The organism is Pedobacter sp. PACM 27299 (assembly GCF_001412655.1).
Lineage (GTDB): Bacteria > Bacteroidota > Bacteroidia > Sphingobacteriales > Sphingobacteriaceae > Pedobacter.
Genome location: NZ_CP012996.1, coordinates 3724527 through 3746346, shown reverse-complemented (window position 1 = coordinate 3746346; position 21820 = coordinate 3724527). Strand labels below are relative to the sequence as shown.

Sequence of the window (21820 nt, the reverse complement as noted above, 5' to 3'; positions counted from 1 at the left end):
ATTACGAGTCACTTGATCTCGTAATGCTATTTTTTTTGCAGAAGGATTTAAATCGAGGCAGGAGGGTTTAAACCGCAGTGATTTTAAGTACAACACTTGTTCTTCTGTCACTAACTTCCGGATTTAACCCAATGTTCATTAGAAAATCACCTGAATAAACCTTCGCTGAATCTATCGGCGATATGCTGCCCGGATAAAGATTGATTTCTTCTATTTTGTAGCGTTTGCTGGCATCCAAACCTTTTAAGGCAATAGGAAGCGCTTGTTTGGTTGCATTTCTGGTGGCCATATAATAGCTGAATACTACCGCTTGATCCTTGGCCTCATTTACATAAGAAATGGAAGCCACATCATTTTGATAAGGGTCCTGCAGCCTGTACTGCTGACCGTGCCATACGATATCTTTAAAACCATTGTAGGTTTTTATGGCATTTTGGGTAAATGCAAGGTCTTTTTCAGAAAGTTCATGAACCTTTACATCATAGCCAAGCTTCCCCATCATGGCCACATCGGTCTTAAATTTAATGGGTTGTCTGCCCATATCCGTTACGTGATTATCTACGGCAATGGAAGGGAAATAATAAGAGTATTCCCACTGGATAAAGATCCTGTCGAAAGGATTGGTATTGTCGCTAGGCCAAAATTCTGTGAAATATTGAAGCGCAGCATAATCCACTCTGGAACCACCACCAGCACATAACATCATCGGTACTTTCGGATATTTCTTTCTTATTCTTTCCAGTACGCTGTTTAATCCGCGCACATACTCAATGTAAAAATGATCCTGGTTTTTTAAAGTAGGAGAATTAGCGTTATAAATCAGTGAATTGCAGTCCCATTTGATGAAGGCCAGATCTGGAACCTGGGAAAAGGTCTCATCCACCACTTTAAAGATAAAGTCCTGTACCTTTTTATTGGTCAGGTCCAGTACCAATTGGTTTCGCATATAGTATTCTTTCCTTTCCGGCTGCCTGATGATCCAATCCGGATGCTGTTCATACAATTCGCTTTTAGGATTCACCATTTCAGGTTCCAGCCAAATGCCAAATTTCACACCATTTGCTGTAGCTTCCTGACCGATGGCACTAATCCCATTCTTTAATTTTTGCTTGTTGAACTCCCAATCGCCTAATCCTGCTGCCGGGCCATTTCTGGGGTATTTGTTACCAAACCAGCCGTCGTCCAGTAAAAAGACATCTACCCCGAGTTTTTTTGTGTCCTGTACCAAGTTATTTAATTTCTCGTCGTTGAAGTCAAAATACGTGGTCTCCCAGTTGTTTAACAGGGTGGATCTTTCTCCTTGTCCTTCCCTTAACTGATATTTTCTTGCCCAGTTTTGCAGGTTTCTGCTGGCCAATCCGGTTCCTTTGCTGGAATAGGTATAGACAAAGCGTGGGGTGATAAAATTCTCCCCTGGCTTTAGCGTGTAATCAGAAGAAAAGTTGTTGATTCCTGCGGTAACCCTCAGATAATAATCATCAAAGGTTTCAAAATCTAACTTGAAGTTTCCCGTCCATGCTAAGGATCCTGCAATGATATTCCCCGTATCCTCCGCAGAAGGGCCATCAATGGAAATCATAAAAGAGGAGGAGTGTAAAAGGTTGGTACGTGTACCTAATTTCGAATCGAGGGTTCTAAGTCCATGCAATAATTGCTGTTCTTCAGACCTCATTTCCCGCATCGCACTGCTGTATTGATTTTTCAGGTAAAACTTCTTCCCGCTTAAACTCAGGTTTGCGGAAGCATATTTGTTTAATACTACAGCTGCTTTTTCCTGGTGTCGGATTTCCGACCATTGCTCGATCACATCTTCCTCATAATAGGCCAGGTAATTTAAGGTGACCTCAAAATTGTATTTGGGATCTTTCAGCACCACAGCTGTCAGCTTTCTGTTTTTATCCAGCTCCGTAACCTTCACGCGCTGAAAGGTCAATACCGTAGACTTATTACCATCGGCATGAGTAACACTCAAGGCGGGTTCTAATAAATTAATGGAGCCAGAGGCGATGTAAGCTTCCCGTTTATTGTACAGGTCGTCTGACCCAGGAGTATATTTATCCAGGGTAGGGATGATCGAATATTCCTCTTTGTTGGCGATCCGTTTGCCAAGGTAAGTTGAGATTAAAGCATTGCTGGCATCTGTAGAAAGTATCAACGAATTGTGCTTCGTTTCGATGGCAATTTGCTGCTGGGCGATACTGGTTTGGTAAGTCATCAGGAGAAGAAAGGTTGGGTAAAGATATCTTTTGAGCATGATTGGTTCTAGGTCAGTATATTGGTTTTGTTTTATGGTGATGGATGGATTAACTGGCAAGTCCCCATTTAGAAAATACAATAAACAAAAGGATCATGATGAGGATCAGCAAGCCATTGATCCAGTGTCTGTTTTTCCATGGCTTCAGGTCCACCACTTGTTTGTTTTGTGCGATATAGGGTTTTTCCATAGGGAAAATTCTTCCAATGATCAGCATAATAGCCGCCGTCAGGACAAAAAGGATGGCTAGGATGTGCAGGAAATGGATGCCGGTATCAAAAACTACCTGCGTGAGGATATAACCTGTAAAACAAAAAGCCAGGCCAATTTTAGCCGCAATAGGCGGTACTCTTTTAGTCACAAAGCCAACAAACATAATACTGAAAATAGGAATGCTGAATGCAGCATTCATCTTCTGCATAAAAGTGTAAAAATTACCACTGGAAAAAATGATCAGTGGCGCAATAAACATCGACAGTAAAGCCGCAAACATTTCAAATCTTCTGGAGTTCCGAAGCAGGTCTTTTTCAGTGACCGCTTTGCCATTCTTCTCTTTAAATGGTTTGTAGAGGTTCAGGGTAAATAGGGTACTCGCGCTGTTCAGTGCCGGAGAAAATGAAGTGATGGCCGCGCCTAAAATCACGGCGGCAATAAAACCGCTCAGCATTGGAGGGGAGACATCGCTCACCACCCTGGAAAAGGCTTCTGTAGTATTGTGTAAATTGCTGTATAAATGCACGGCAATGATACCCGGCAAAATGAAAAGCAAGGGGCCTAATAGCTTGCCTACGCAGGCCAATGCAATTCCTTTCTGACTGGTTTCCAGATTGGACGAAGCCAGGGCCTGCTGCACAATCACCTGTTCGGTTCCCCAGTAAAATAAGTTCATCAGGATCATTCCTGTAAATATCGTAGAAAAAGGCACCGCGTCTTTATCGCCCCCTATGGAGTTGAAATGTTCAGTTTTGGTGGTCAGAATCGTTTGCAGACCGAGTATGGAATCACCACTGCCGATGTGTCTTAACCCAAAATAAGCCAGTAAAATGGCACCGGTAAACATGCAGACTCCGAGTACAAGATCAGAGATCACAATTGCTTTTAGTCCACCTAAAATAGAATATAAACTGCCAATCAGGCCAATGCACCAGATCAGCACCCAGATGCTGTTGCCATAGCTGATGTCCCAGATGTCTGAAAAATGAAAAAGCCCATTCAATGCAACCGCACCACTGTACAATACAATGGGCAATAAATTAACAACATAGCTGATCAGGAAAAGGAAGGAGACCAGCTTTTTTGTTCCCGGATCGTACCTGTTCTCCAGAAAATCTGGAGTGGTAGACATGGCACCCTTTAAATAAATGGGGATGATGAACTCAGAAACCAGTACCATCGCAAATACCGAACTGATGCCCCAGGCCATCACAGACATGTTGTTCAGGTAAACGGACTCACTATTCCCTACAAATTCAGCGGCGCTGATATTGGTAAAGAATAAGGCACTGCCGACAGCCGTAAAGGTTAAGCTGCGGTTGGCCAGAAATAGCCCTGCAGAAGTGGTGATCTTCTGCTTCCTGGTTTTATACCAGGAAATTGCCGCCACAAGAACCGTAATGATAATAAACGTAGAAAAAGCAACTGGATTCATCTTATAACGATTTTCTTCTGATTAATACGGTTGGAATGATCTCTTGTACTTTTTCCTTTTTCAGAATCGCCTGTGCAACCCTTCTTCCCATTAAAGAAAAATCGGCAGAATAAGTGGTAATCCCACCACCAATGATCTCTTTCACCACCTCGTCGTTATGAGAAAGGATGCCGATATCGATGCCCGGCTGTAATTGCTTGAGCTCACAATCTTTCATGATCTTCCAGATTTCAGAGTTGTCTAAAGTGAAATAAACCTTACCTTTTTCTACACTTCCAGGTTCATATTCATTCAATATCCGGGTATTGATGTTAAAGTCTTTGGTGAATCTTTTGAAAGATTTAATGATCTCCACCGGATCCAACGAACCGGGTACATGGAAAAAGATCAGCTCATCAAAGGTTTTTATCGTTTCTGCCAGCGCTGAAAGTATTTTATAGGTAGACTGCTCAAACTCCTGACTGACGTAGTTAAAATCGCCCTTCATCGGTTCATAGCGGTCGAACATGATGAATTTGTTGATGGGCAGCAACTCTAGTAAATGTTTTGTTTTTGGGTGCGGGATCGGTGAAACCACATACACGCCATATTTGCCTTTAATCATGTGGAGCATGGTTTCAAACATGGTAATGTTGCCATGATGGAAAAACACATCGATATGGACGTTTGGGCCCAGTTCATTTCGGAAGTTTCTATAAAACTGTTCCTGAAAAGAATCGATGAGGTACATCAGTAAAGCCACTTTTAAAGTCTGCTCCGTATCGTCATTCGCCACAAAATAACCCTGCCTGTTTTTAGCCTCCACAATGCCGCGGCTGATCAATTCCCGATAGCCTTTCATAATCGTTTCCCTGGCAAAGCCCAATTCCTTGATCAGCACATTAATCGAAGGCAGTGCCGCTCCTTGTGCGATGATCCTTTCATCAATTGCATTGATGATGCCCTGCACAAATTGCTCGTGCTTGGAGTAGGATGGGATACTTTCCAGGTCTTGTATTTTTTCAAAGATGGTGGTCATAAATGCTAGGGTTGGTCTGCACTAGTCTATCAATAGACCAGCGCAATATTTTGTTTTTTACAAGGTAATTATTTTTAACCAATCCGGAAATGAGAAAATAAATACAAATCTAAGTGCTGTGCCTAATAATTGGTTAAATGAGGTTTTATTGCCGTTATTTGGCCGAAATTTTTAATGAGCTCTGGCTCAGAGTCCTATTATTTTTCCTAGCCAGGCAAATTAATTTTGCAAATGCCATAAAACTTCGTTTATATTTATGTTTCAATAGAACAGAGTAGACTAGACTAGTGAGTCGGCTGAGCTATTGTTAATCAAATCAAACCAAATATGAACTTAAAACTTACTATTCCCAATTTGGGCTATCCTGACTTACTCGGGAAAAAGCTCCTCCTTTTACTCCTCTGTTTAATTTTTTATGCGCAGGGCTTTGCTCAGACGCAGCTGCAGGTTACTGGAAGGGTAACGGAACAGGGCGCAGGCCTGCCAAATGCAACTGTTCGCGTTAAAGGAACTCAGATTGGTACCAAAACAGACCCTGATGGTAAATTCAAAATTACTGTTCTAGAGAATGCCACTTTAGTATTCAGCTATATCGGCTTTGCCGACCAGGAAATTCCGGTAAAAGGGAAGAAGCACCTGGAGGTACAGATGACAGAAGATGCAGGTTCTGGATTGAACGAGATTGTAGTGGTGGGCTATGGCACAAAAAAGAAAGCAAATCTGACCGGAGCTGTCGCTACAATTAGTGGCGCTGAACTGGCAAAATCACCTGCGACTAACTTAACCAATTCTATCGCTGGTCAGGTGCCGGGACTGATTGTAAATTCAAGGGGAGGGGAGCCGGGAAATGACAATGCAGACGTATTTGTTCGTGGAAAAAGCACATTGGGTAACTCAGGCGCATTGGTCGTAATCGATGGAATTCCTGACCGTGCAGGAGGCTTTGCCAGATTGAACCCTGCCGACATAGAATCCTTCACCGTCATTAAAGATGCCAGTGCCGCAATTTATGGTGCAAGATCTGCTAACGGTGTTATTCTAATCACCACAAAAAGAGGAAAGACAGGACAGCCGGTATTGTCGCTGGGGACAAACTGGGCGACTACTGAACCAACACGTATACCAAAAATGTTAAACTCCTACCAATATGCGCAGGCCACAAATGAGTACAATGCGTTAAGGGGAGAAGCGCTGACCTGGAAACCTGAAGATATCGAATTATTTCGCAATGGATCAGATCCTTTAGGGCATCCAAATAGTAACTGGTGGGATGCGATTATGAAAAAACGTGCCTTGCAGCAGAACCATATCCTGTCGCTAAGTGGCGGGACAGATAAAGTGAGCTACTTTTTATCAGGTCAGCATCAGCAGCAAGATGGGATTTATAAAGGCGATGCAGCCAATTATAAACAAGATCAGGCAAGGGCAAATATTGATGTAAAAGTAACGGATAATTTCAAGATTGGTGTGGATGTATCTTACCGTAATGAAGCCCGTAACGCCGCAAAACGTGGTTATGATGCTGGCGGTATTTTCAGGGAACTATGGCTGGCCTACCCATACCTGACCCCGGTTTATCCGAATGGATTGGTGGGCGTAGGGATTGGGGGCGGTCCGGACAATAGCATGGTCTATATCACCTCCGGTGAAGCGGGATATCAGCAGTTTACAAATTCCTACCTGCAAACCAAAACATCTTTCAGCTGGAAACTGGACAAAGTGACCAAGGGATTGTTTGTAGACGGTTATTATGCCTACGATGTGACCAACGTTAAAACGAAATCTTTTACCAAAACACCGCCTCCTGCCTACAGATATGATGCAGTCAAGAAAGATTATGTAGCAGTTGCTTCCTCGATTGCACCGTCCTTATTTGAACAAAGAGGCGCAATTAATGAAGGATTACTCAATGTGAAACTGGGCTATTCAAAGACGATTGGTGACCATGCTTTAGAGGCTTTCGTCGCCCTGGAAACTTTCAATGGGAAAGCAGATACCATTAGTGCCTCGCGCTCAAATTTCCTGAGCAATAGCCTGGATCAGTTGTTTGCAGGAAGCCTGATTGGTCAGCAAAATAATTCTGGTGCAGCAAAATCGGCACGTGTCAATTACATCAGTCGCTTATCCTACAACTATAAAAGTAAATACCTGGTGGATTATACCATGCGCTATGACGGTTCACAGAACTTTCCTGAAGGAAAACGTTATGGATTTTTTCCTGGTGTTTCTGCGGGATGGCGCATCTCTCAGGAAGATTTCTTCAAATCGGATGTGCTGAATGAATTGAAGTTGAGAGCTTCCTGGGGAAGAACAGGTAATGACATCGTAAATGCCTTTAACTACCTTCAGACTTACTTATTAGGTAGAGGTTATGGCTACTCATTGGGATCTGGGGCTTCACAGGTAACCTCTTTAGTGCTTGGACCAACACCCAATCCTAACATCACCTGGGAGCTGGCCACCACCACAGATATTGGTGTAGAATCTCAATTCTTTAAAGGGAGACTGGGCGTCAACATAGATGTTTTTAGGTCTATGCGCTCCAATATTTTAATTCCCAGAAGTGAATCTGTTCCCGGTTATACCGGCCTGATTTTACCAAAAGAAAACTTGGGAAAAGTATTAAACAGAGGGGTAGAGCTGGAAGTGACGCATCGCAATAATATTGGGAACTCTTTCGCCTACAATGTGAGAGGTAATGTGACTTTTGCCAGAAATAAAGTGATTTTTATGGATGAGGCACCAAATATTCCAGATTATCAACGTAAAACAGGCATCCCTGTGGATTCCTGGTTCCTTTATAAATCAAATGGTATTTATCAAAATCAACAGGAAATCGACAATAGTCCGCATCCAGCAAATACAGCACCTGGCGACATCAGGTACGTAGATGTAAATAATGATGGTTTCATCAACGACCTGGATAAAGTGAGAATGCCACTCACACGTACACCAGAGCTGATGTTTGGACTCGCACTGGGCGCATCCTGGAAAAATATAGATTGCTCGGTGTTCTTTCAGGGACAAGCCAGAGCGAAATCATACCTGGCACCAGCAGGATTAAACATGGTAACCGAGTTTTTTGATGACAGATGGCAGAACCCTGGCGACAATACTTATCCCCGGAATTTCAACGGGCCAACCGGCAGAACCTATGGGGTAAACACGCTGGAATCTGATTTCTGGTTGAGAGACGCCGCCTTCGTCAGGCTGAAAAATGTTGAGCTGGGATATAGCCTGTCTAAACCAATAACCGAAAAGTTAAAGATTCAAAATGCCAGGATCTATGTGAGCGGTTCCAACCTGTTTTCTATCGACAAATTCGGTCCTTCTTTCGATCCGGAAGTACCTAACAATTCAGGACAATATTATCCGCAGCAACGTGTGATCAATATTGGTGCAAACATTACTTTTTAATCCTTATCAAAGCATATCATGAAATTGAACCTATATAAATTAAGAATAAATGGCACCGCTTTGCTCCTTTGTACAGCATTGCTATTTGGAGGCTGTAAAAAGGCATTGGACCTGCAGCCGCTAAACGCTTACGCAGAAAAAGATGTATGGTCGGACCCGAAACTGGCCCAGGTTTTTGTAAATAGTATTTACGATCAAGCCGTTCTCGCTTATCCGGATGCTGGTTTTGGCTGGGCTGCGCAAACCGATGAACTCTATGGAAACTTTAACTGGAAAAATGAAGATATATATGTTCGTGGAGAAGCAACCCCTGATAACCAGATTTCGGGCTCTTTAAACCATTGGAATAAAATGTATACCGCCATCCGTTATACCAATATTTTCTTTAGCAAAATTGACAACATCACCGGCGCAGATAAAGTAGTAGGGACGATGAAAGGGGAGGTCTACTTTTTAAGGGCCATGGCTTATTTCGAACTGCTGAAAAGATTTGGCGGTGTACCATTGATTACAAAGGTTTACGATGTGAACGACAGAACGTTTGCTGAGAAAAGAGCCAGCTGGATAGAGACAGAAGCTTTTATACTGGCGGATATTGCAGAAGCCATCAAATTACTGCCCGCAGTGTATAGCAATAATGCAGATAAAGGAAGAGCTACAATTGGTGCTGCAATGGCCTTGAAATCAAGGTTGTTGCTGTATGCCGCAAGTCCTTATTTTAATAAAACCAACGACAGGAAGTTATGGGAAGAAGCGAAGCTGGCCGCAAAAGCACTGATTGATTTTACCGGAGCTAATTATGCTTTGTATGGGAATGCCGGAAATGGAACTTACAATAAAACCTTCCTCGATTTCTTTAATTCTGAAATGATTTTTTCAAGAGTCTATAGTGGTTTAGTACAGGCGGACCGGTACAATACGGTGAGCCGCGATTTAAGTCCGAATGGCTATAATGGCTATAGCGCGTACAATGTAGTGCAGCAGATGGTGGATGATTTTGAGATGGCTGATGGCAGCAAATTTAGCTGGAGCAATCCTGATCAGGCAAAAGATCCATATTTGAACAGGGAGCCTAGATTTTATGCATCCGTATTGGCCAATAACCAGCAGTTTAAGAACCGGTTGACTGCCTTTTACGAAGGAGGAGATGATTCTCCGCAAAGTCCGCTGTCCCCATGGAACGCCTCAAAAACACGTTATTGTGTGAGGAAAATGGTGAACGAAGCACACGATTGGAATATTCAGGACTATGATGCCACACAATGGGCGGTATTCCGCTTGTCGGAAATTTACCTGAACTACGCAGAAGCCTGCGCAGCATTGAATGAAGATCCGGAAGCATTAACCTACCTGAATAAAATCAGAACAGAAAAAGCAGGTATGGCTCCTGTCAATGCAACAGGCGCAGCACTCATGGAAAAAATCAGACATGAGCGCAGAATTGAACTTTGCTTTGAAGGTCACCGTTTTTTTGACATCAGAAGATGGGGCATTGCCGAAATTGGTTCTGAAGATGCAAAAGGTGTCATCATTAAAAAACAGCCTAACGGTACCTTTACCTACGACCTGATGACGGTTCAGGAGCGTACCTGGGTGCCTTCATTCTATTATTATCCAATTCCAAGGACAGAAATACAAAAAAATCCTGCCCTGATCCAAAATCCGAATTACAATTAAATCCAATACCAGGTGCCGTTCGCTGTCCTTCAGGGCAGCGAGCGAAACCTGATGTTATCCTTTATTAATTATTCCCTTTTATCTCAAATTGTTATGAAATTTCCCTCGATTAAACGCCTGTTGTTTTTGCTGCCCCTACTGTATAGTTTTATTGATGTTCATGCCCAGAATTTACGCTGGAATTTAGTGAAAAGCGGAGGCATAGAATGGGTCGTAAAAAAAGGAACTCCACATACCGATCAGATCGAAATGAGCGGAAAACAGATCTCCGCAATTCTTACTTATGGGGTAAATGAGATGGGGAGTTTGATCTTAAAAAGGAAATTGGTTTTTCCCATGCTGAGAACCATCCCAAATGATACGCGGGCCAGCCTGATCAGAGATTTTGATCAGCCAATTCCGGAGATTTCCATTAATGGAAAAGTTTTAAATGAGCAGCCAGCAGTTTTTGCATTCAATGGTACGATTAAAGTGAAGTCTGATAAAGCAGGATTGAGTATCCTTCGTGAGCTATTTCCTGCGGTAAATAAGCCCGCATTCATTGAACAGGGGACTTTTAAGAATAAGGCCTTAAAGACCGTAGATATTGTTATCCCTGAATATGAACACACCGATAGTACCGAACAAAGTAAAGGAGTGTACGGTGTTTATGTGTTAAATACAAAGGTATATGGCGCAGGAAAGTTTAGCTTAAAACCAGGAGAAACACTGGTATACTCGATAGTTTACACGGCAAGAAAAGCCGCAGATCAGCCTTATGAATTTTCTTCCGCCTATGAAGCCATTCAGCGTAGAAAACTCATCAATGACATTACTAAAAAACTGGTATTAAAGACTCCTGATGATACCCTGAATCAGATGTTCTCTTTTGCAAAGATCAGGGCCTCAGAAAGTATTTTTGATACGAAAGGAGGATTGTTGCACAGTCCGGGGGGAGGCGCTTATTATGCCGGAATCTGGGCCAATGATCAGGCAGAATATATGAATCCGCTATTTCCTTTTCTAGGCAATGTCGAAGGAAATCAAAGTGCGATCAACAGCTTCCGGATGTTTGCCAAATATATGAATAAGGACTATAAACCTATCCCAAGCTCGATCATCGCAGAAGGTGAGGGGATGTGGAACGGGGCCGGCGACCGTGGTGATATGGCCATGATTGCCTATGGTGCCTCCAGGTTTGCATTGGCTTATGGGGATACAGTGGAAGCCCGGAAATTATGGCCATTAATTGAATGGTGCCTGGAATTTTCAAGAAGAAAGAAAAGTAAGGATGGTGTGATAGCCTCAGATTCAGACGAATTGGAAGGCAGGTTTCCCGCAGGAAAAATAAACCTATCCACCAATACCCTGGCTTACGGTGCGCTGGTCAGTTCTTCAGATCTTGCCGCCGCTTTGGGCGATAAAAAGACTGCAGAAAAACTGGCTGCAGAAGCAGCGGAATTGAGGTTAGCTATTGAAAAGTATTTTGGCGCTAAGGTGCAGGGCTATGACACTTATCGTTACTATGAAGGCAATGATAAATTGAGGTCCTGGATTGGAATGCCATTGGTGATGGGGATTTATGACAGAAAAGACGAAACGGCAAAAGCACTGCTGTCCAGCAAGCTCTGGACCAAAGATGGAATGCTCAGCGAATCAGGCTCAAAAGTGTTTTGGGACCGCTCGCTTTTATATGCTGTCCGTGGATTATTTAATGCAGGAATTACCGATACCACATTGAAATACCTGAAATATTATACCGATAAACGCTTGCTTGGTGAGCATGTCCCTTATGCGGTAGAAGCCTGGCCAGAGGGTGATCAGCGTCATTTGTCTGCGGAAAGTGGTTTGTATTGCAGAGCGATTACAGAAGGTTTGTTTGGCATACAGCCTAAACGTTTTAACTCCTTTTTGTTACAGCCAAATCTTCCCGCACACTGGAAGGAAATGTCTCTGGAGCATATTGGTGCTTTTAACCAGGATTTTGACATTATGGTACGCAGAACCGGCACTAAACAATTACAAATTATCATCACGCAAGCCAATGGTGAAAAACAAGAAATTAATTGGAATGGCCGCAAGGCAATAGAAATAACCTTAAATTAAACACATGAAAAGAACATTTTTTCTATACCTACTGATTGCGCTCTGTGGCAGTGTTTATGCCCAGAAGAGCGGGCTGACTTTTAAGTCAAGCGACCCCGCACTAGAAACCGCATTTGTCAGGGCAAAAGATATGGCCTTGAGCTACAAAGGGAAAATCGGTGATCCGGTAGGCCCCTGGTATGAATCGGCATTGCCGCCACGGTCTGCATTTTGTATGCGGGATGTGGCACACCAGACTTTAGGTGGCGAGGTTTTAGGACTCCATAAAGAGAACAAGAATATGCTGAGACATTTTGTGAAAGGCATTTCTGCCTCAAAAGACTGGTGTTCTTTTTGGGAAATCAATCATTTAGGGAAATCTGCTGTAGAAGATTACAGAGATGATCAAGCATTTTGGTATAACCTGAACGCTAATTTTGATGTCATCACAGCCAGCTGGAAATTGTATCTTTGGACGGGTGATGAGGAGTACATTAAAGGGGCTGATTTTGTGAATTTTCAAGAGAAGTCTGTCAAGGATTATATTGAGCGCTGGGTATTACAGGCAGATTCCCTGCTCAGCAGACCTACTCATCCAAATGCACCAATACCTTTCAATGAGAAAGATGCTTTCCATAGGTGTCGTGGTTTACCTTCTTACTCAGAAGGGGTTCCTAATATTAAAATGGGCGTGGATTTAGTGGCAGCGCTGTACAGCGGATTAAATTCTTACGCGAATATATTAGAACTGAAAGGACATACTCAGCAAGCTGGAATTTACCGTCAAAAAGCAGCAGCTTACCAGAAAAATATTGATACTTATTGGTGGAATGATGCCAATTCACGTTACCATACTTTCTATTCAGATAACCATAAATTTGGTCATGATGAAGGAGAAACTTTCTTACTCTGGTTTGATGCTTTAAAAGCAGGAGAAAGAAAAGAGAAAACAATACAGCATTTGCTGGCCAACAAATGGAATGTAGAAAACCTCTCGTACTTTCCATTGATCATGTATCAAAATGGACAAGCAGAGAAAGCCTATGATTATATGCTGCATCTCACAGACCCTGCGACGAAAAGAAGAGAATACCCGGAAGTTTCTTTTGGTGTAATTAAGGGTTTTACAGAAGGTTTGATGGGTTTAGCGGCCGATGCCAGGAAAGATCAATTGAGTACCCTGTATCGCGGTAAAAGCGGCAGCAGCTCGGAGTTAAAAGATGTTCCTGTACTGAATACCTTCATCAGCATTCAGCATGATGGCAATAAAAAATCAAGACTAACCAATAATGGGGCAAAGAAAATTCTCTGGCAGCCTCAGTTTATCAATGATCAGGGGAAATTAATTATTAAAAAAGGAGTTTGGGTACAACCTAAAACTTCCAAAGAGATCAACGTTATTTAAGTACACGAACAAAAGAATCCGGCAGTGCTGCCGGATTCTTTTCTGACAAATGAAGGATATTTTATTCCAAATCGCCTTAGAATCCAAATAATTTATTTGGGGTATGGCTTGTTTTGTAAGGCAGCAGTTTGCTGCTGATCTAGGCATCAGGAATCTCTGGTTCTACCAGCTTCGCCAGTTTTTCCAATGACTCCTGCCAGCCCAGATAACACATCTCCACCGGAATCATGGCTGGAATTCCTTCCTGTGTCACTTTAATCTCTGTGCCCACTAATGTTTTTCGAAGCGATACAGTAGTAATCATTTCACCAGGTAAATTAGGATCATCAAATTTATCGCTGTATTTTAAGAACTCATTGGGTTTGAGTTCTATATATTCCCCGCCAAAAGAATGACCATTCCCTGTAGAAAAATTTTGGAAAGACATTTGAAAAGTACCACCAATTTCAACGTTCATTTCATGAACTGTACAAAGAAAACCATAGGGAGGCAGCCATGATGCAATGGCTAAGGGTTCTGTGAATGCACGATAAACTTTTTCCGGAGTTGATTTGAGTACCCTGTGTAACGAAACGCTATTGTTTGACATAACCATCATTTTTTATTTCCTACTCATCTGGCTTTTCGGGGTCGCCCGTTTTTATTGGTCGCTGCTCCAAGCCAATTTACGCTGTTTTTTAACGAGCTAATCAGCATTGTAATTTGCTAGGAAAATTCGACTTTCATACGGTCCAATTCAGACAATTTAAAGGGGGATTTACGACCAATACTCAAGCCCTTATAAGGGTTTATCATCCTGAGTTCCGCTTTTTAACTTCTTTTTCAGCAATTGCTGATGCTTCAGTTTAGCACGCAATAGGCTATAAAGACTCATGTATACATTGGCAATCCAAACGATAGAAAATCCTCCGATTAAATAGCCAACCCAGTTGGGATAAAGTAATTTGTATTGGGTAATGAATAAGAGCAGCAGCGTTACATAATGACTGAAACAATATTCGCAAGTAAACAGGTAAAAGAACTTTCTTTTCCAAATGCTTCCGCATGATTTCGATTTTGCGACGCACCAGTCACGGGGTTCCCGAAACACCTCTTCTTTAGTAACGGTCCAGCTGATACAAGCCACCACTAATGCGAGGATCGGGAACCAATACGTGCTATTTAGCATGACCGGCAAACTCTGCTACAATCTTGTTGTTAAAAGCAGGAAGATCGGCCGGACTGCGACTAGTCACCAGTCCACGGTCAACAATGACCTCCTCGTCATACCAGTCCGCACCTGCATTCAGCAGGTCAACCTTAATCGTTTTGGTGGAAGTTAACTTTCTGCCTTCCACCACCGCGGCAGTGATCAATACCTGCGGGCCATGACAAATCGCCGCCACCGGTTTTCCAGCACTAAAAAATTCTTTTACAAATGCAACAGCATCATCATTCTTCCTTAAAGAATCAGGATTTAGTACCCCGCCAGGAATGAGCAGCCCATCATAATCTTCTGAATTGGCTTCGGTAATTATTTGATCAACATCCACCTCAATCGTCCATTCCTGATCGCCCTTCATCGCTCTTATTTTGCCCGGTTTGGAAGAGATGATATGAACGGTGGCACCTTCCTCTTTTAACCTTTGAACCGGGCTGGTCAATTCTGTTTCTTCAAAACCGCTCTCCGATAAAACGGCAATCTTTCTATTATTTAACTGTCCCATAGTATTGCTTTTTTGTATTGAGAATCTATGCTAACTAAAACAAGCCAATCTGGTATATGTTTTCATTCCGCTTTTCGCAGGGGCTCCCGCCGACTGCAAGAAACAATTTTTTGCCTGATTGGTTATTTTGTAAAGAATACGAAGCATATATCCATTTAAAAGCACAATCAGATGAATCAAACCGCTAATTTTTACGACAAATTCTACGACTGGGTCATACTAAAAGGACCCAATATTTTACTCGCCATTGCAGTCATCGCCATCGGATTTTGGTTGATCAGGGTCTTTTCCAGATGGATGCAAAGCCGTTTGCAGAAAAAGAAAGTCAACTCCTCCTTGTCTCCGTTTTTTCTCAGCGTATCTGTCGCAATTCTGCGTATCCTGCTGATCTTTTTAACCATGCAGATTTTAGGCATTCAGCTCACGATTTTTGCCGCATTAATTGGCGCAGTAGGGGTGGCCGCAGGACTCGCACTTTCTGGAACCATGCAGAACTTTGCAAGCGGTGTGCTCATTCTTTTATTGAAACCTTTTCGTGTCTCAGACAATATTATTGCCCAGGGACAGGAGGGAACAGTCACCTCCATCCAGCTCTTCTTTACCGTAGTTACTACTTTTGACAACCGGACCGTGGTGATTCCCAATAGTAAATTATCCAATGAGGTGATCATCAATATCAGTGCGAAAGGCAGCAGGCGCTTAGATCTGGAGCTTAAATTTAATTATGGGGTAGACCTTCAAAAAGTGAAGCAGGTAGTCGATGAAACGATTGCCGAATCTAAATCAATCTTAAAAACGCCGGAGAAAAGAATAGGTATTGCTACACTCGAAGAAAGCGGGTATAAAGTGCTGATCAATGCCTGGTTAAATTCCCATGGCTTTCATGATGCCAGGCTGATTTTTCAGGAAAAACTGCTGGAGAACCTAAAAGCTTCAGGAATTAAGCTGCCAGGAATGGAAGCCGCCAAAGCTTAGCAAATCTTCCATAAATATGCGCAAACGGTTGCGTTGCAAAATGTTTGTAATCACAGTTATTTATAATTAGCATTGCGATGAACCAAATAAAACCGCATGAAACAGAATTTATTGAAGGAAAACAGAAGAAGCTTTCTGAAAGGAGGGCTTGTGCTTGGGGGACTGGCCTTATTGAAACCAGAAAAGGCAATTTCAAGTCCCCGGACTCCTCTTGAGGATGATTTTAAAATCATTACCGGCCCTTATCTGCAGACTAATTTTGGCAATAGCATCTCCATCTTGTGGATCACCAGTAAAGACAGTTCCAGTTGGGTAGAATACGGAGAATCGCCAGAGCAGCTCGATAAAAAAGCTTATGGCAAAAGTGAGATGGGATTTAAACCTGCAGGTCGCTTAAACTGTGTTAAACTGGAGCATTTGAAACCTGGTACCACCTACCATTACAAGGTGGTTTCTAAGGAAATCAAAGATTTTCAACCTTATAAATTAACCTATGGATCTACCATTTCCGGCAATACGGAAAGCGTCTTAAATACTGATCCTGCGAAAGCAGAAGTTTCTTTTGTGATGATCAATGACATTCATGACCGGCCTAAATCTATCGCCCATCTTTTGGAGCTAGATAAAGGAAATCAGCGTGATTTTGTCTTCTTCAACGGTGATGTTTTCGATTACCAGTCGGATGAAAAACAGATCGTAAATAATATGCTGCAGCCTTGTGTAGACTACTTTGCAAAAAACACCCCTTTTGTCTATGTACGCGGAAATCATGAAACCAGGGGTAAGTTTGCACGTGATTTTGCAGCCTATTTTGACCATGTTGGGAATACTGCATTTACATTAGGACCAGTTCGGTTTGTGATCCTGGATACCGGTGAAGACAAAGACGATACACATCCGGTATACGCCGGGATCGTGGATTTCGATCAATACAGAGAACAGCAGGCAGTATGGCTGGATAAGGAAATTAACCGCAAGGAGTTTAAAAACGCAGCCTTCCGTGTGGTAATGATGCACATCCCTCCGCGTTATTCTGGTGAGGAACATGGCGCTGCTCATTGTACAAAACTATTTGAACCCCTGATGAACCGAGGAAAAGTAGACCTGGTTTTAAGCGGTCATACGCATAGGTGTAAAATCCACCCGCCAGCTAAAAGCATGAATAATTATCCGATTATTATTGGGGGAGGTCCGACAGACGGCAATAGAACTTTGACTAAAATTAAAGCAACAAACAAGCAAATTCAGGTCAGTATGTTAGATGATTCCGGCAAAGAGGTGGGAAGCTATTTAGTCGCCAAACGGTAAGCGATAAAAGCTCAGATATTAAAATCATTGCGCTAAAATTCCGGAAACTATTTTAGCGCAATGATGGAAGTATTCTTTAAGACATCAATTTTCTCCGGATACGGCTGAGGCTTTCAGGTTTCATCCCCAGAAAAGAAGCGATGTAGGTAATTGGAACATTGTGCAAAATTCCAGGCTGGTCTTTGATGAGCTTCAGGTAACGCTGCTCTGCAGTCAGACTGGCCAATTCCACAGACCTTTTTTCATTGTAAATAATAGCTTCCTGCAGTACTTCAATACTGAAATCTTTCATGGCCATATTTTTTTTAGTCAGCGTTTCCAGGTCGGCCTTTGTAATTCGAAGCAATTCACATTCGGTAATACACTCTACATTTTCAGGCGATTTACACTCATTTATGAAATTGAAATAAGACGTGAAGAAACCTGGCGGACAATTAATATGTGTCGTCACCTCGTCGCCATGTTCATTGTAATGGAACAGGCGCAAATAGCCAGAAACAATATAATAAAGATACTTAGGTACTTTTCCTTCTTCTTCAATGATGCGGTTTTTGGGATATAGGACCGGTTCAAAATATTGCATCATCAAATCCGTATCCGCTTTTGATAGGGGATGTCTGGACTTGATAAAATCTATTAATTGCTGCTGCAGCATAAGTAAAACCAATTTAATCGTTGAAATTACAATAACTATTTCAATAGTGCCTTATGCGTCATTAAGTAAGCCACTGCCTCTTGGACTGCCTGTTTAGGAGGTTTAGGATGAAAACCCAGTTCTTTCCTGGCTTTGCTGATGTCAAAATCCTGCTGTAAGCCTGAAAACATGGCAATATTATTCCTGGTGATTACGGGAGTCTGCCCCCTCATTCTAGCAGAAAACTCCATGATTCCGGCAATGGTAAACAATAGGAATTTAGGAAGAGTGCCAGGGATCTGAATTTTCAACTCCGGGTAAAGCGTACTGGCTAGTTGTGTACTTTCAGTGATGGTCATACATTGCTCATTTGCGAGGATGTAGCGCTCGCCATCCCGTCCTTTTTCTGCGGCCATCCAACAGCCTTCTGCCACATCTTTCACGTCGATCCAGTTGAGCGTAATTTTCGTGTCTATCGGGATTTCCTTGTTCAATATGAGCTTAAGGATATTGTAAGAGACATTCAGCGGCAAAAAAGCTTCCCCGCCAATCATAGCAGCAGGCATCACAGAAACTAATGTTATGCCCAGCGATTTCGCCAATTGGAAAGCCAGTCGTTCACCATCATTCTTAGAGTTGTAATAGCTTTCCCGGCGGTCAGGATTGTAACCATAACTTTCTTTAGTAGGCAGCTTTGTATAGTCAAGTGCTGCAATGGAACTTACATATACGATCCGTTTTACACCTGCTTCGGCCGCCGCTTCAATCGTATTCCTAGTGCCTTCCATATTGACGTCGTAAATTTCCTTCTTAGGATCTTTTGCCCAGAGCTTGAACGCTGCACCAACGGCATAAAAGGTTTCTACCCCCTGCAGGGCCTTTACAAATGAGGCTTTGTCTGTAATGTCCGCTTGAACTACCTCGACATCAAGTCCTGCAAAAGGAATTTTATCGTTAAGGTTACGCACGGATGCCCTTACGGGGATTCCTTTGCCAATCAGGAACCGGACCAGATTATTTCCTAAATGTCCGTTTGCTCCGGAAACCATTGCTAATTTTTTTGTAGTCATCATATTGATCTGTATTGATGATACAAAGTTCTCTTAGCTGCTTCCAAAAACACTTGACATTTGTTAGGAATATCATCCTCAGCCAGAAATAATGACGCTCAGTTATAAGCTTACTAGTCAGTTTTACAAATAGGTTGAAAAGTGTTAAAGCACTAACCGGAAACAGGTTTCCTGGTCGTCAGAACTCACCACAAGCTTTCCACCATGCGCTTTTGCAATTTCAGAACAGATATACAATCCCAGACCCAACCCTTCAGAACCATTTTTTTCTTCACCTCTAACATAAGGTTGAAATAAATTCGCAATCCGTTCTTCGGAGATGCGCTTACCTTCATTGCTCACGGATAGCTGGAAGAAATCAGCACCGCTAAGGGCCTGAACCTTAATTACCCCATTCTTATCTCCATGAGTTAAGGCATTGCCCAGCAGATTTGAAAACAATTGCGTAATGCGACTGCCATCACATTTCACCGCAAAGGCTAAATCCTCCTCATAATCTATTATCCTGTCCGGATAAATGGCCTGAAGCTCAGTAATCACTTCCTGCAGCAATTCAGAGATCGGCTGATTTTCCTGAATGTTTAAAGCAATACCAGAACCCTGATCTGCCCTGGCAAAATCCAGTACATTTTCAATCAGTTCTTTCATTCTAAATGAGCTGTTTTTTACAATCTCCGCAAGCTTTCTGGTTTTATCATCCAGCGGCTGTCGTAAAATCATCTGCGCACTGATGGAAACAGCACCGAGCGGATTGCGTAAATCATGGCCTAAAATAGCAATGAATTGCTCCCTTAGTTTTAAGGCCTGACGTTCTTCTTTTAACTGTAATTCGGCAAGATCCACTCGATCCAGACCTTGTAAATGAAAAGAAATGAGTTCACTGTATAATTTGAACATCTCTACCACCTGGAATTCTTTTAACCTCGCCGGTCTGGGGTCAATGGCACATAAGGTTCCAAAGAAGGTACCGTCTTTGCGGTAAATTGGCATAGAAATATAGCTTTGAAATCCATACTGCAATGGAGTATGGTGATTCAGGAAAAGCGGATCTTCGGCTACATGGTCAATAATGACGCCATGACCGCTTTGGCGGATTTCATGGCAAATGGTGGTTTCTAATTCCAGTTCCCCACCTGGCACCAGGCCAAAGTTGATCTCATCTCTTACACTGCATGCGATCCATTTTTGATCTGTAACCCTGGCTACAGCTGCAAAACCCATTCCTGTTGTTTTGCAGATCACTTCTAGTATTCTTGGAATGACGGGGATATTGGAGATGTCCTGGATATCTTTTTGTATGTCTTTTGAAAGTGTAGGAACGACCATGCGATTAATTTTTACAAAGGTAAGCATTCCTATGATAATATAGGCTTACAGGACAGTTCAAGCCGTTTTGTATACTATTCTCTTTACCGGATTCAAAATGGATCTTGGTGAAAATACTTAAAAAAAAACGACTGAAATCCATAGATTACAGTCGTTTTTGTAAAAATAAAAGGTGTTTTACTTAAACAAATCAGCTAAAGTCTTATTCAGTTCTTCTCCTCTTAAATCTTTTCCTACCACCTTGCCATTTGGATCAATCAGGAAACTTGCAGGCACTGCTTTTACACCATAAGTAGTTGCTGCAGCGCATTGCCATCCTTTCAAATCAGAAACGTGCGTCCAGGTTAATCCGTCTTTATCAACTGCTTTAAGCCATGCTTCCTTATTAGAATCCAGAGAGATGCCAATAATTTCAAAGCCTTTATCATGGTACTTTTTATAAGCAGCAACCACGTTCGGATTCTCTTTCCGACAAGGACCGCACCAGCTTGCCCAGAAGTCAATCAGCACATATTTACCTTTAAAATCTGAGAGATGAACGATCTTGCCATCTTTATCGGCCATGCTGAATGCAGGAGCAGGTTTACCATTAGCCGTTTTTGCATCAATTGCTATTGCTTTCGTAATAGCAGCACCAATCGTAGATTGCTGGGCTTCTTTAGTCAAACCAGCAAATAACTCAGTAGCCACAGGGAAATTCGGATAGGCAATAAAACGGTCATAAATAATTGCTGCAGCACCTGCCGAGGAAGGGTGTTCACCGATGTATTCCTTCACTGCATTCTTGTTCTGTGCGTCCAGGGCTACGAATTCCTGATCAAAACTCGCACGTGTCAATGAATCTACTTTAACTCCTGCAGCTTTTGCAGCAGCTTCAGCCTTGTCAATTTTACCGTAAATCTGACCTGCTTTTGCGGTGATTTCTTTCCATGGTACTTTGTAGAAACCCATATAGACATCCTGTGCCGCTGAGCCTTTTACTTCAGCCATAGCCAGACTGTCGGCCGGTTTTGTCACTGTAATCGCCGAATTCTCCAAAATAAATTGAATAGGATATTTCAGGTTTTTATGCGTCAGACTGTAAAATTCAGGAGATTTAACCGCTCCTTTAAATACAAATTCCCCGTTAACCAGTGTCGTAGAATCTACTTTTACCGGGCTGCCATTTACTTCATGTCCAAGGTAAACCTTGCCCGTTAAATGAGTAAGATTTCCTTTTAAAAGGTACTTGCCATTTTGAGCAAAACTTTGCAGGCCTGAAAATAATAGGAGTGCCGAAAGGGGTAGTATATGGAGTGATTTTATGTTATTTTTCATG

Annotated in this window: 16 protein-coding genes; 6 read left to right on the top strand and 10 right to left on the bottom strand. The window is 42.4% G+C overall.

The window, feature by feature from the left end:
* Positions 1-67 precede the first annotated feature (67 nt).
* From AQ505_RS15670 to AQ505_RS15660, 3 genes are read right to left on the bottom strand one after another with little or no spacing between them, the layout of a single operon-like run.
* Positions 68-2254 carry an alpha-galactosidase gene (locus AQ505_RS15670; RefSeq protein ID WP_062551058.1) on the bottom strand — a complete coding sequence of 729 codons (2187 nt, stop codon included), beginning with the start codon at positions 2252-2254 and terminating at the stop codon, positions 68-70.
* A gap of 49 nt (positions 2255-2303) precedes the next feature.
* The gene (locus AQ505_RS15665; protein WP_062549041.1) at positions 2304-3902 is read right to left on the bottom strand and encodes a solute:sodium symporter family transporter; all 1599 of its coding nucleotides are present in this window, start codon (positions 3900-3902) and stop codon (positions 2304-2306) included.
* Position 3903: 1 nt separating this feature from the next.
* The gene (locus AQ505_RS15660) at positions 3904-4920 is read right to left on the bottom strand and encodes a winged helix-turn-helix domain-containing protein (RefSeq protein ID WP_062549040.1); all 1017 of its coding nucleotides are present in this window, start codon (positions 4918-4920) and stop codon (positions 3904-3906) included.
* A gap of 327 nt (positions 4921-5247) precedes the next feature.
* Here AQ505_RS15660 and AQ505_RS15655 point away from each other — a divergent pair, with 327 nt between their 5' ends.
* The 4 genes from AQ505_RS15655 (at position 5248) to AQ505_RS15640 (ending at position 13483) form a co-directional block, all read left to right on the top strand.
* The gene (locus tag AQ505_RS15655; protein WP_062549039.1) at positions 5248-8337 is read left to right on the top strand and encodes a SusC/RagA family TonB-linked outer membrane protein; all 3090 of its coding nucleotides are present in this window, start codon (positions 5248-5250) and stop codon (positions 8335-8337) included.
* Positions 8338-8355: 18 nt separating this feature from the next.
* Entirely contained in the window at positions 8356-10014 is a 1659-nt protein-coding gene (locus AQ505_RS15650) for a RagB/SusD family nutrient uptake outer membrane protein (protein ID WP_062549038.1), read from the top strand.
* Between the two features lie 93 nt (positions 10015-10107).
* Complete coding sequence (locus AQ505_RS15645) at positions 10108-12099, top strand: hypothetical protein (protein WP_082461566.1); 1992 nt, start codon at positions 10108-10110, stop codon at positions 12097-12099.
* Between the two features lie 4 nt (positions 12100-12103).
* Positions 12104-13483, top strand: a complete 1380-nt coding sequence (locus AQ505_RS15640) for a trehalase family glycosidase (RefSeq protein ID WP_062549037.1) — start codon at positions 12104-12106, stop codon at positions 13481-13483.
* Between the two features lie 139 nt (positions 13484-13622).
* Here AQ505_RS15640 and AQ505_RS15635 read toward each other — a convergent pair whose 3' ends face one another.
* From AQ505_RS15635 to AQ505_RS15625, 3 genes are all read right to left on the bottom strand, one after another.
* Positions 13623-14072 carry an SRPBCC family protein gene (locus AQ505_RS15635; protein WP_062549036.1) on the bottom strand — a complete coding sequence of 150 codons (450 nt, stop codon included), beginning with the start codon at positions 14070-14072 and terminating at the stop codon, positions 13623-13625.
* A 189-nt stretch (positions 14073-14261) separates the two neighbouring features.
* The gene (locus tag AQ505_RS15630) at positions 14262-14651 is read right to left on the bottom strand and encodes a hypothetical protein (protein ID WP_062549035.1); all 390 of its coding nucleotides are present in this window, start codon (positions 14649-14651) and stop codon (positions 14262-14264) included.
* On the bottom strand, positions 14641-15189 hold the full coding sequence (locus AQ505_RS15625; RefSeq protein WP_062549034.1) for a type 1 glutamine amidotransferase domain-containing protein: 549 nt from the start codon (positions 15187-15189) through the stop codon (positions 14641-14643). The genes AQ505_RS15630 and AQ505_RS15625 overlap by 11 nt, the downstream gene beginning before the upstream one ends.
* A 171-nt stretch (positions 15190-15360) precedes the next feature.
* On the opposite strand from AQ505_RS15625, the gene AQ505_RS15620 reads away from it, so the two are divergent.
* Positions 15361-16164, top strand: coding sequence for a mechanosensitive ion channel family protein (locus tag AQ505_RS15620; RefSeq protein ID WP_062549033.1), 804 nt, complete (start codon positions 15361-15363; stop codon positions 16162-16164).
* A 96-nt stretch (positions 16165-16260) separates the two neighbouring features.
* Positions 16261-17472 carry an FN3 domain-containing metallophosphoesterase family protein gene (locus AQ505_RS15615; protein ID WP_062549032.1) on the top strand — a complete coding sequence of 404 codons (1212 nt, stop codon included), beginning with the start codon at positions 16261-16263 and terminating at the stop codon, positions 17470-17472.
* A gap of 76 nt (positions 17473-17548) precedes the next feature.
* Here the strand turns inward: AQ505_RS15615 and AQ505_RS15610 are convergent, their stop codons facing one another.
* From AQ505_RS15610 to AQ505_RS15595, 4 genes are all read right to left on the bottom strand, one after another.
* A complete protein-coding gene (locus AQ505_RS15610) occupies positions 17549-18127 on the bottom strand; it encodes a Crp/Fnr family transcriptional regulator (RefSeq protein ID WP_062549031.1) in 579 nt (192 codons plus the stop codon).
* 35 nt (positions 18128-18162) lie between these two features.
* Positions 18163-19179 carry an NAD-dependent epimerase/dehydratase family protein gene (locus tag AQ505_RS15605; RefSeq protein WP_231634897.1) on the bottom strand — a complete coding sequence of 339 codons (1017 nt, stop codon included), beginning with the start codon at positions 19177-19179 and terminating at the stop codon, positions 18163-18165.
* 141 nt (positions 19180-19320) lie between these two features.
* Positions 19321-20529 carry a GAF domain-containing sensor histidine kinase gene (locus AQ505_RS15600; RefSeq protein ID WP_231634896.1) on the bottom strand — a complete coding sequence of 403 codons (1209 nt, stop codon included), beginning with the start codon at positions 20527-20529 and terminating at the stop codon, positions 19321-19323.
* A 150-nt stretch (positions 20530-20679) separates the two neighbouring features.
* A complete protein-coding gene (locus AQ505_RS15595) occupies positions 20680-21819 on the bottom strand; it encodes a TlpA disulfide reductase family protein (protein ID WP_062549030.1) in 1140 nt (379 codons plus the stop codon).
* Between the last annotated feature and the right edge of the window lies 1 nt (position 21820).

What these genes read in the sequence shown, in the direction of transcription:
- AQ505_RS15605 (WP_231634897.1), bottom strand. Translation starts at nt 19,179, where the DNA reads ATGATGACTACAAAAAAATTAGCAATGGTTTCCGGAGCAAACGGACAT.
- AQ505_RS15660 (WP_062549040.1), bottom strand. Translation starts at nt 4,920, where the DNA reads ATGACCACCATCTTTGAAAAAATACAAGACCTGGAAAGTATCCCATCC.
- AQ505_RS15610 (WP_062549031.1), bottom strand. Translation starts at nt 18,127, where the DNA reads ATGCTGCAGCAGCAATTAATAGATTTTATCAAGTCCAGACATCCCCTA.
- AQ505_RS15650 (WP_062549038.1), top strand. Translation starts at nt 8,356, where the DNA reads ATGAAATTGAACCTATATAAATTAAGAATAAATGGCACCGCTTTGCTC.
- AQ505_RS15655 (WP_062549039.1), top strand. Translation starts at nt 5,248, where the DNA reads ATGAACTTAAAACTTACTATTCCCAATTTGGGCTATCCTGACTTACTC.
- AQ505_RS15670 (WP_062551058.1), bottom strand. Translation starts at nt 2,254, where the DNA reads ATGCTCAAAAGATATCTTTACCCAACCTTTCTTCTCCTGATGACTTAC.
- AQ505_RS15620 (WP_062549033.1), top strand. Translation starts at nt 15,361, where the DNA reads ATGAATCAAACCGCTAATTTTTACGACAAATTCTACGACTGGGTCATA.
- AQ505_RS15635 (WP_062549036.1), bottom strand. Translation starts at nt 14,072, where the DNA reads ATGTCAAACAATAGCGTTTCGTTACACAGGGTACTCAAATCAACTCCG.
- AQ505_RS15625 (WP_062549034.1), bottom strand. Translation starts at nt 15,189, where the DNA reads ATGGGACAGTTAAATAATAGAAAGATTGCCGTTTTATCGGAGAGCGGT.
- AQ505_RS15640 (WP_062549037.1), top strand. Translation starts at nt 12,104, where the DNA reads ATGAAAAGAACATTTTTTCTATACCTACTGATTGCGCTCTGTGGCAGT.
- AQ505_RS15665 (WP_062549041.1), bottom strand. Translation starts at nt 3,902, where the DNA reads ATGAATCCAGTTGCTTTTTCTACGTTTATTATCATTACGGTTCTTGTG.
- AQ505_RS15595 (WP_062549030.1), bottom strand. Translation starts at nt 21,819, where the DNA reads ATGAAAAATAACATAAAATCACTCCATATACTACCCCTTTCGGCACTC.
- AQ505_RS15630 (WP_062549035.1), bottom strand. Translation starts at nt 14,651, where the DNA reads ATGCTAAATAGCACGTATTGGTTCCCGATCCTCGCATTAGTGGTGGCT.
- AQ505_RS15600 (WP_231634896.1), bottom strand. Translation starts at nt 20,529, where the DNA reads ATGCTTACCTTTGTAAAAATTAATCGCATGGTCGTTCCTACACTTTCA.
- AQ505_RS15645 (WP_082461566.1), top strand. Translation starts at nt 10,108, where the DNA reads ATGAAATTTCCCTCGATTAAACGCCTGTTGTTTTTGCTGCCCCTACTG.
- AQ505_RS15615 (WP_062549032.1), top strand. Translation starts at nt 16,261, where the DNA reads ATGAAACAGAATTTATTGAAGGAAAACAGAAGAAGCTTTCTGAAAGGA.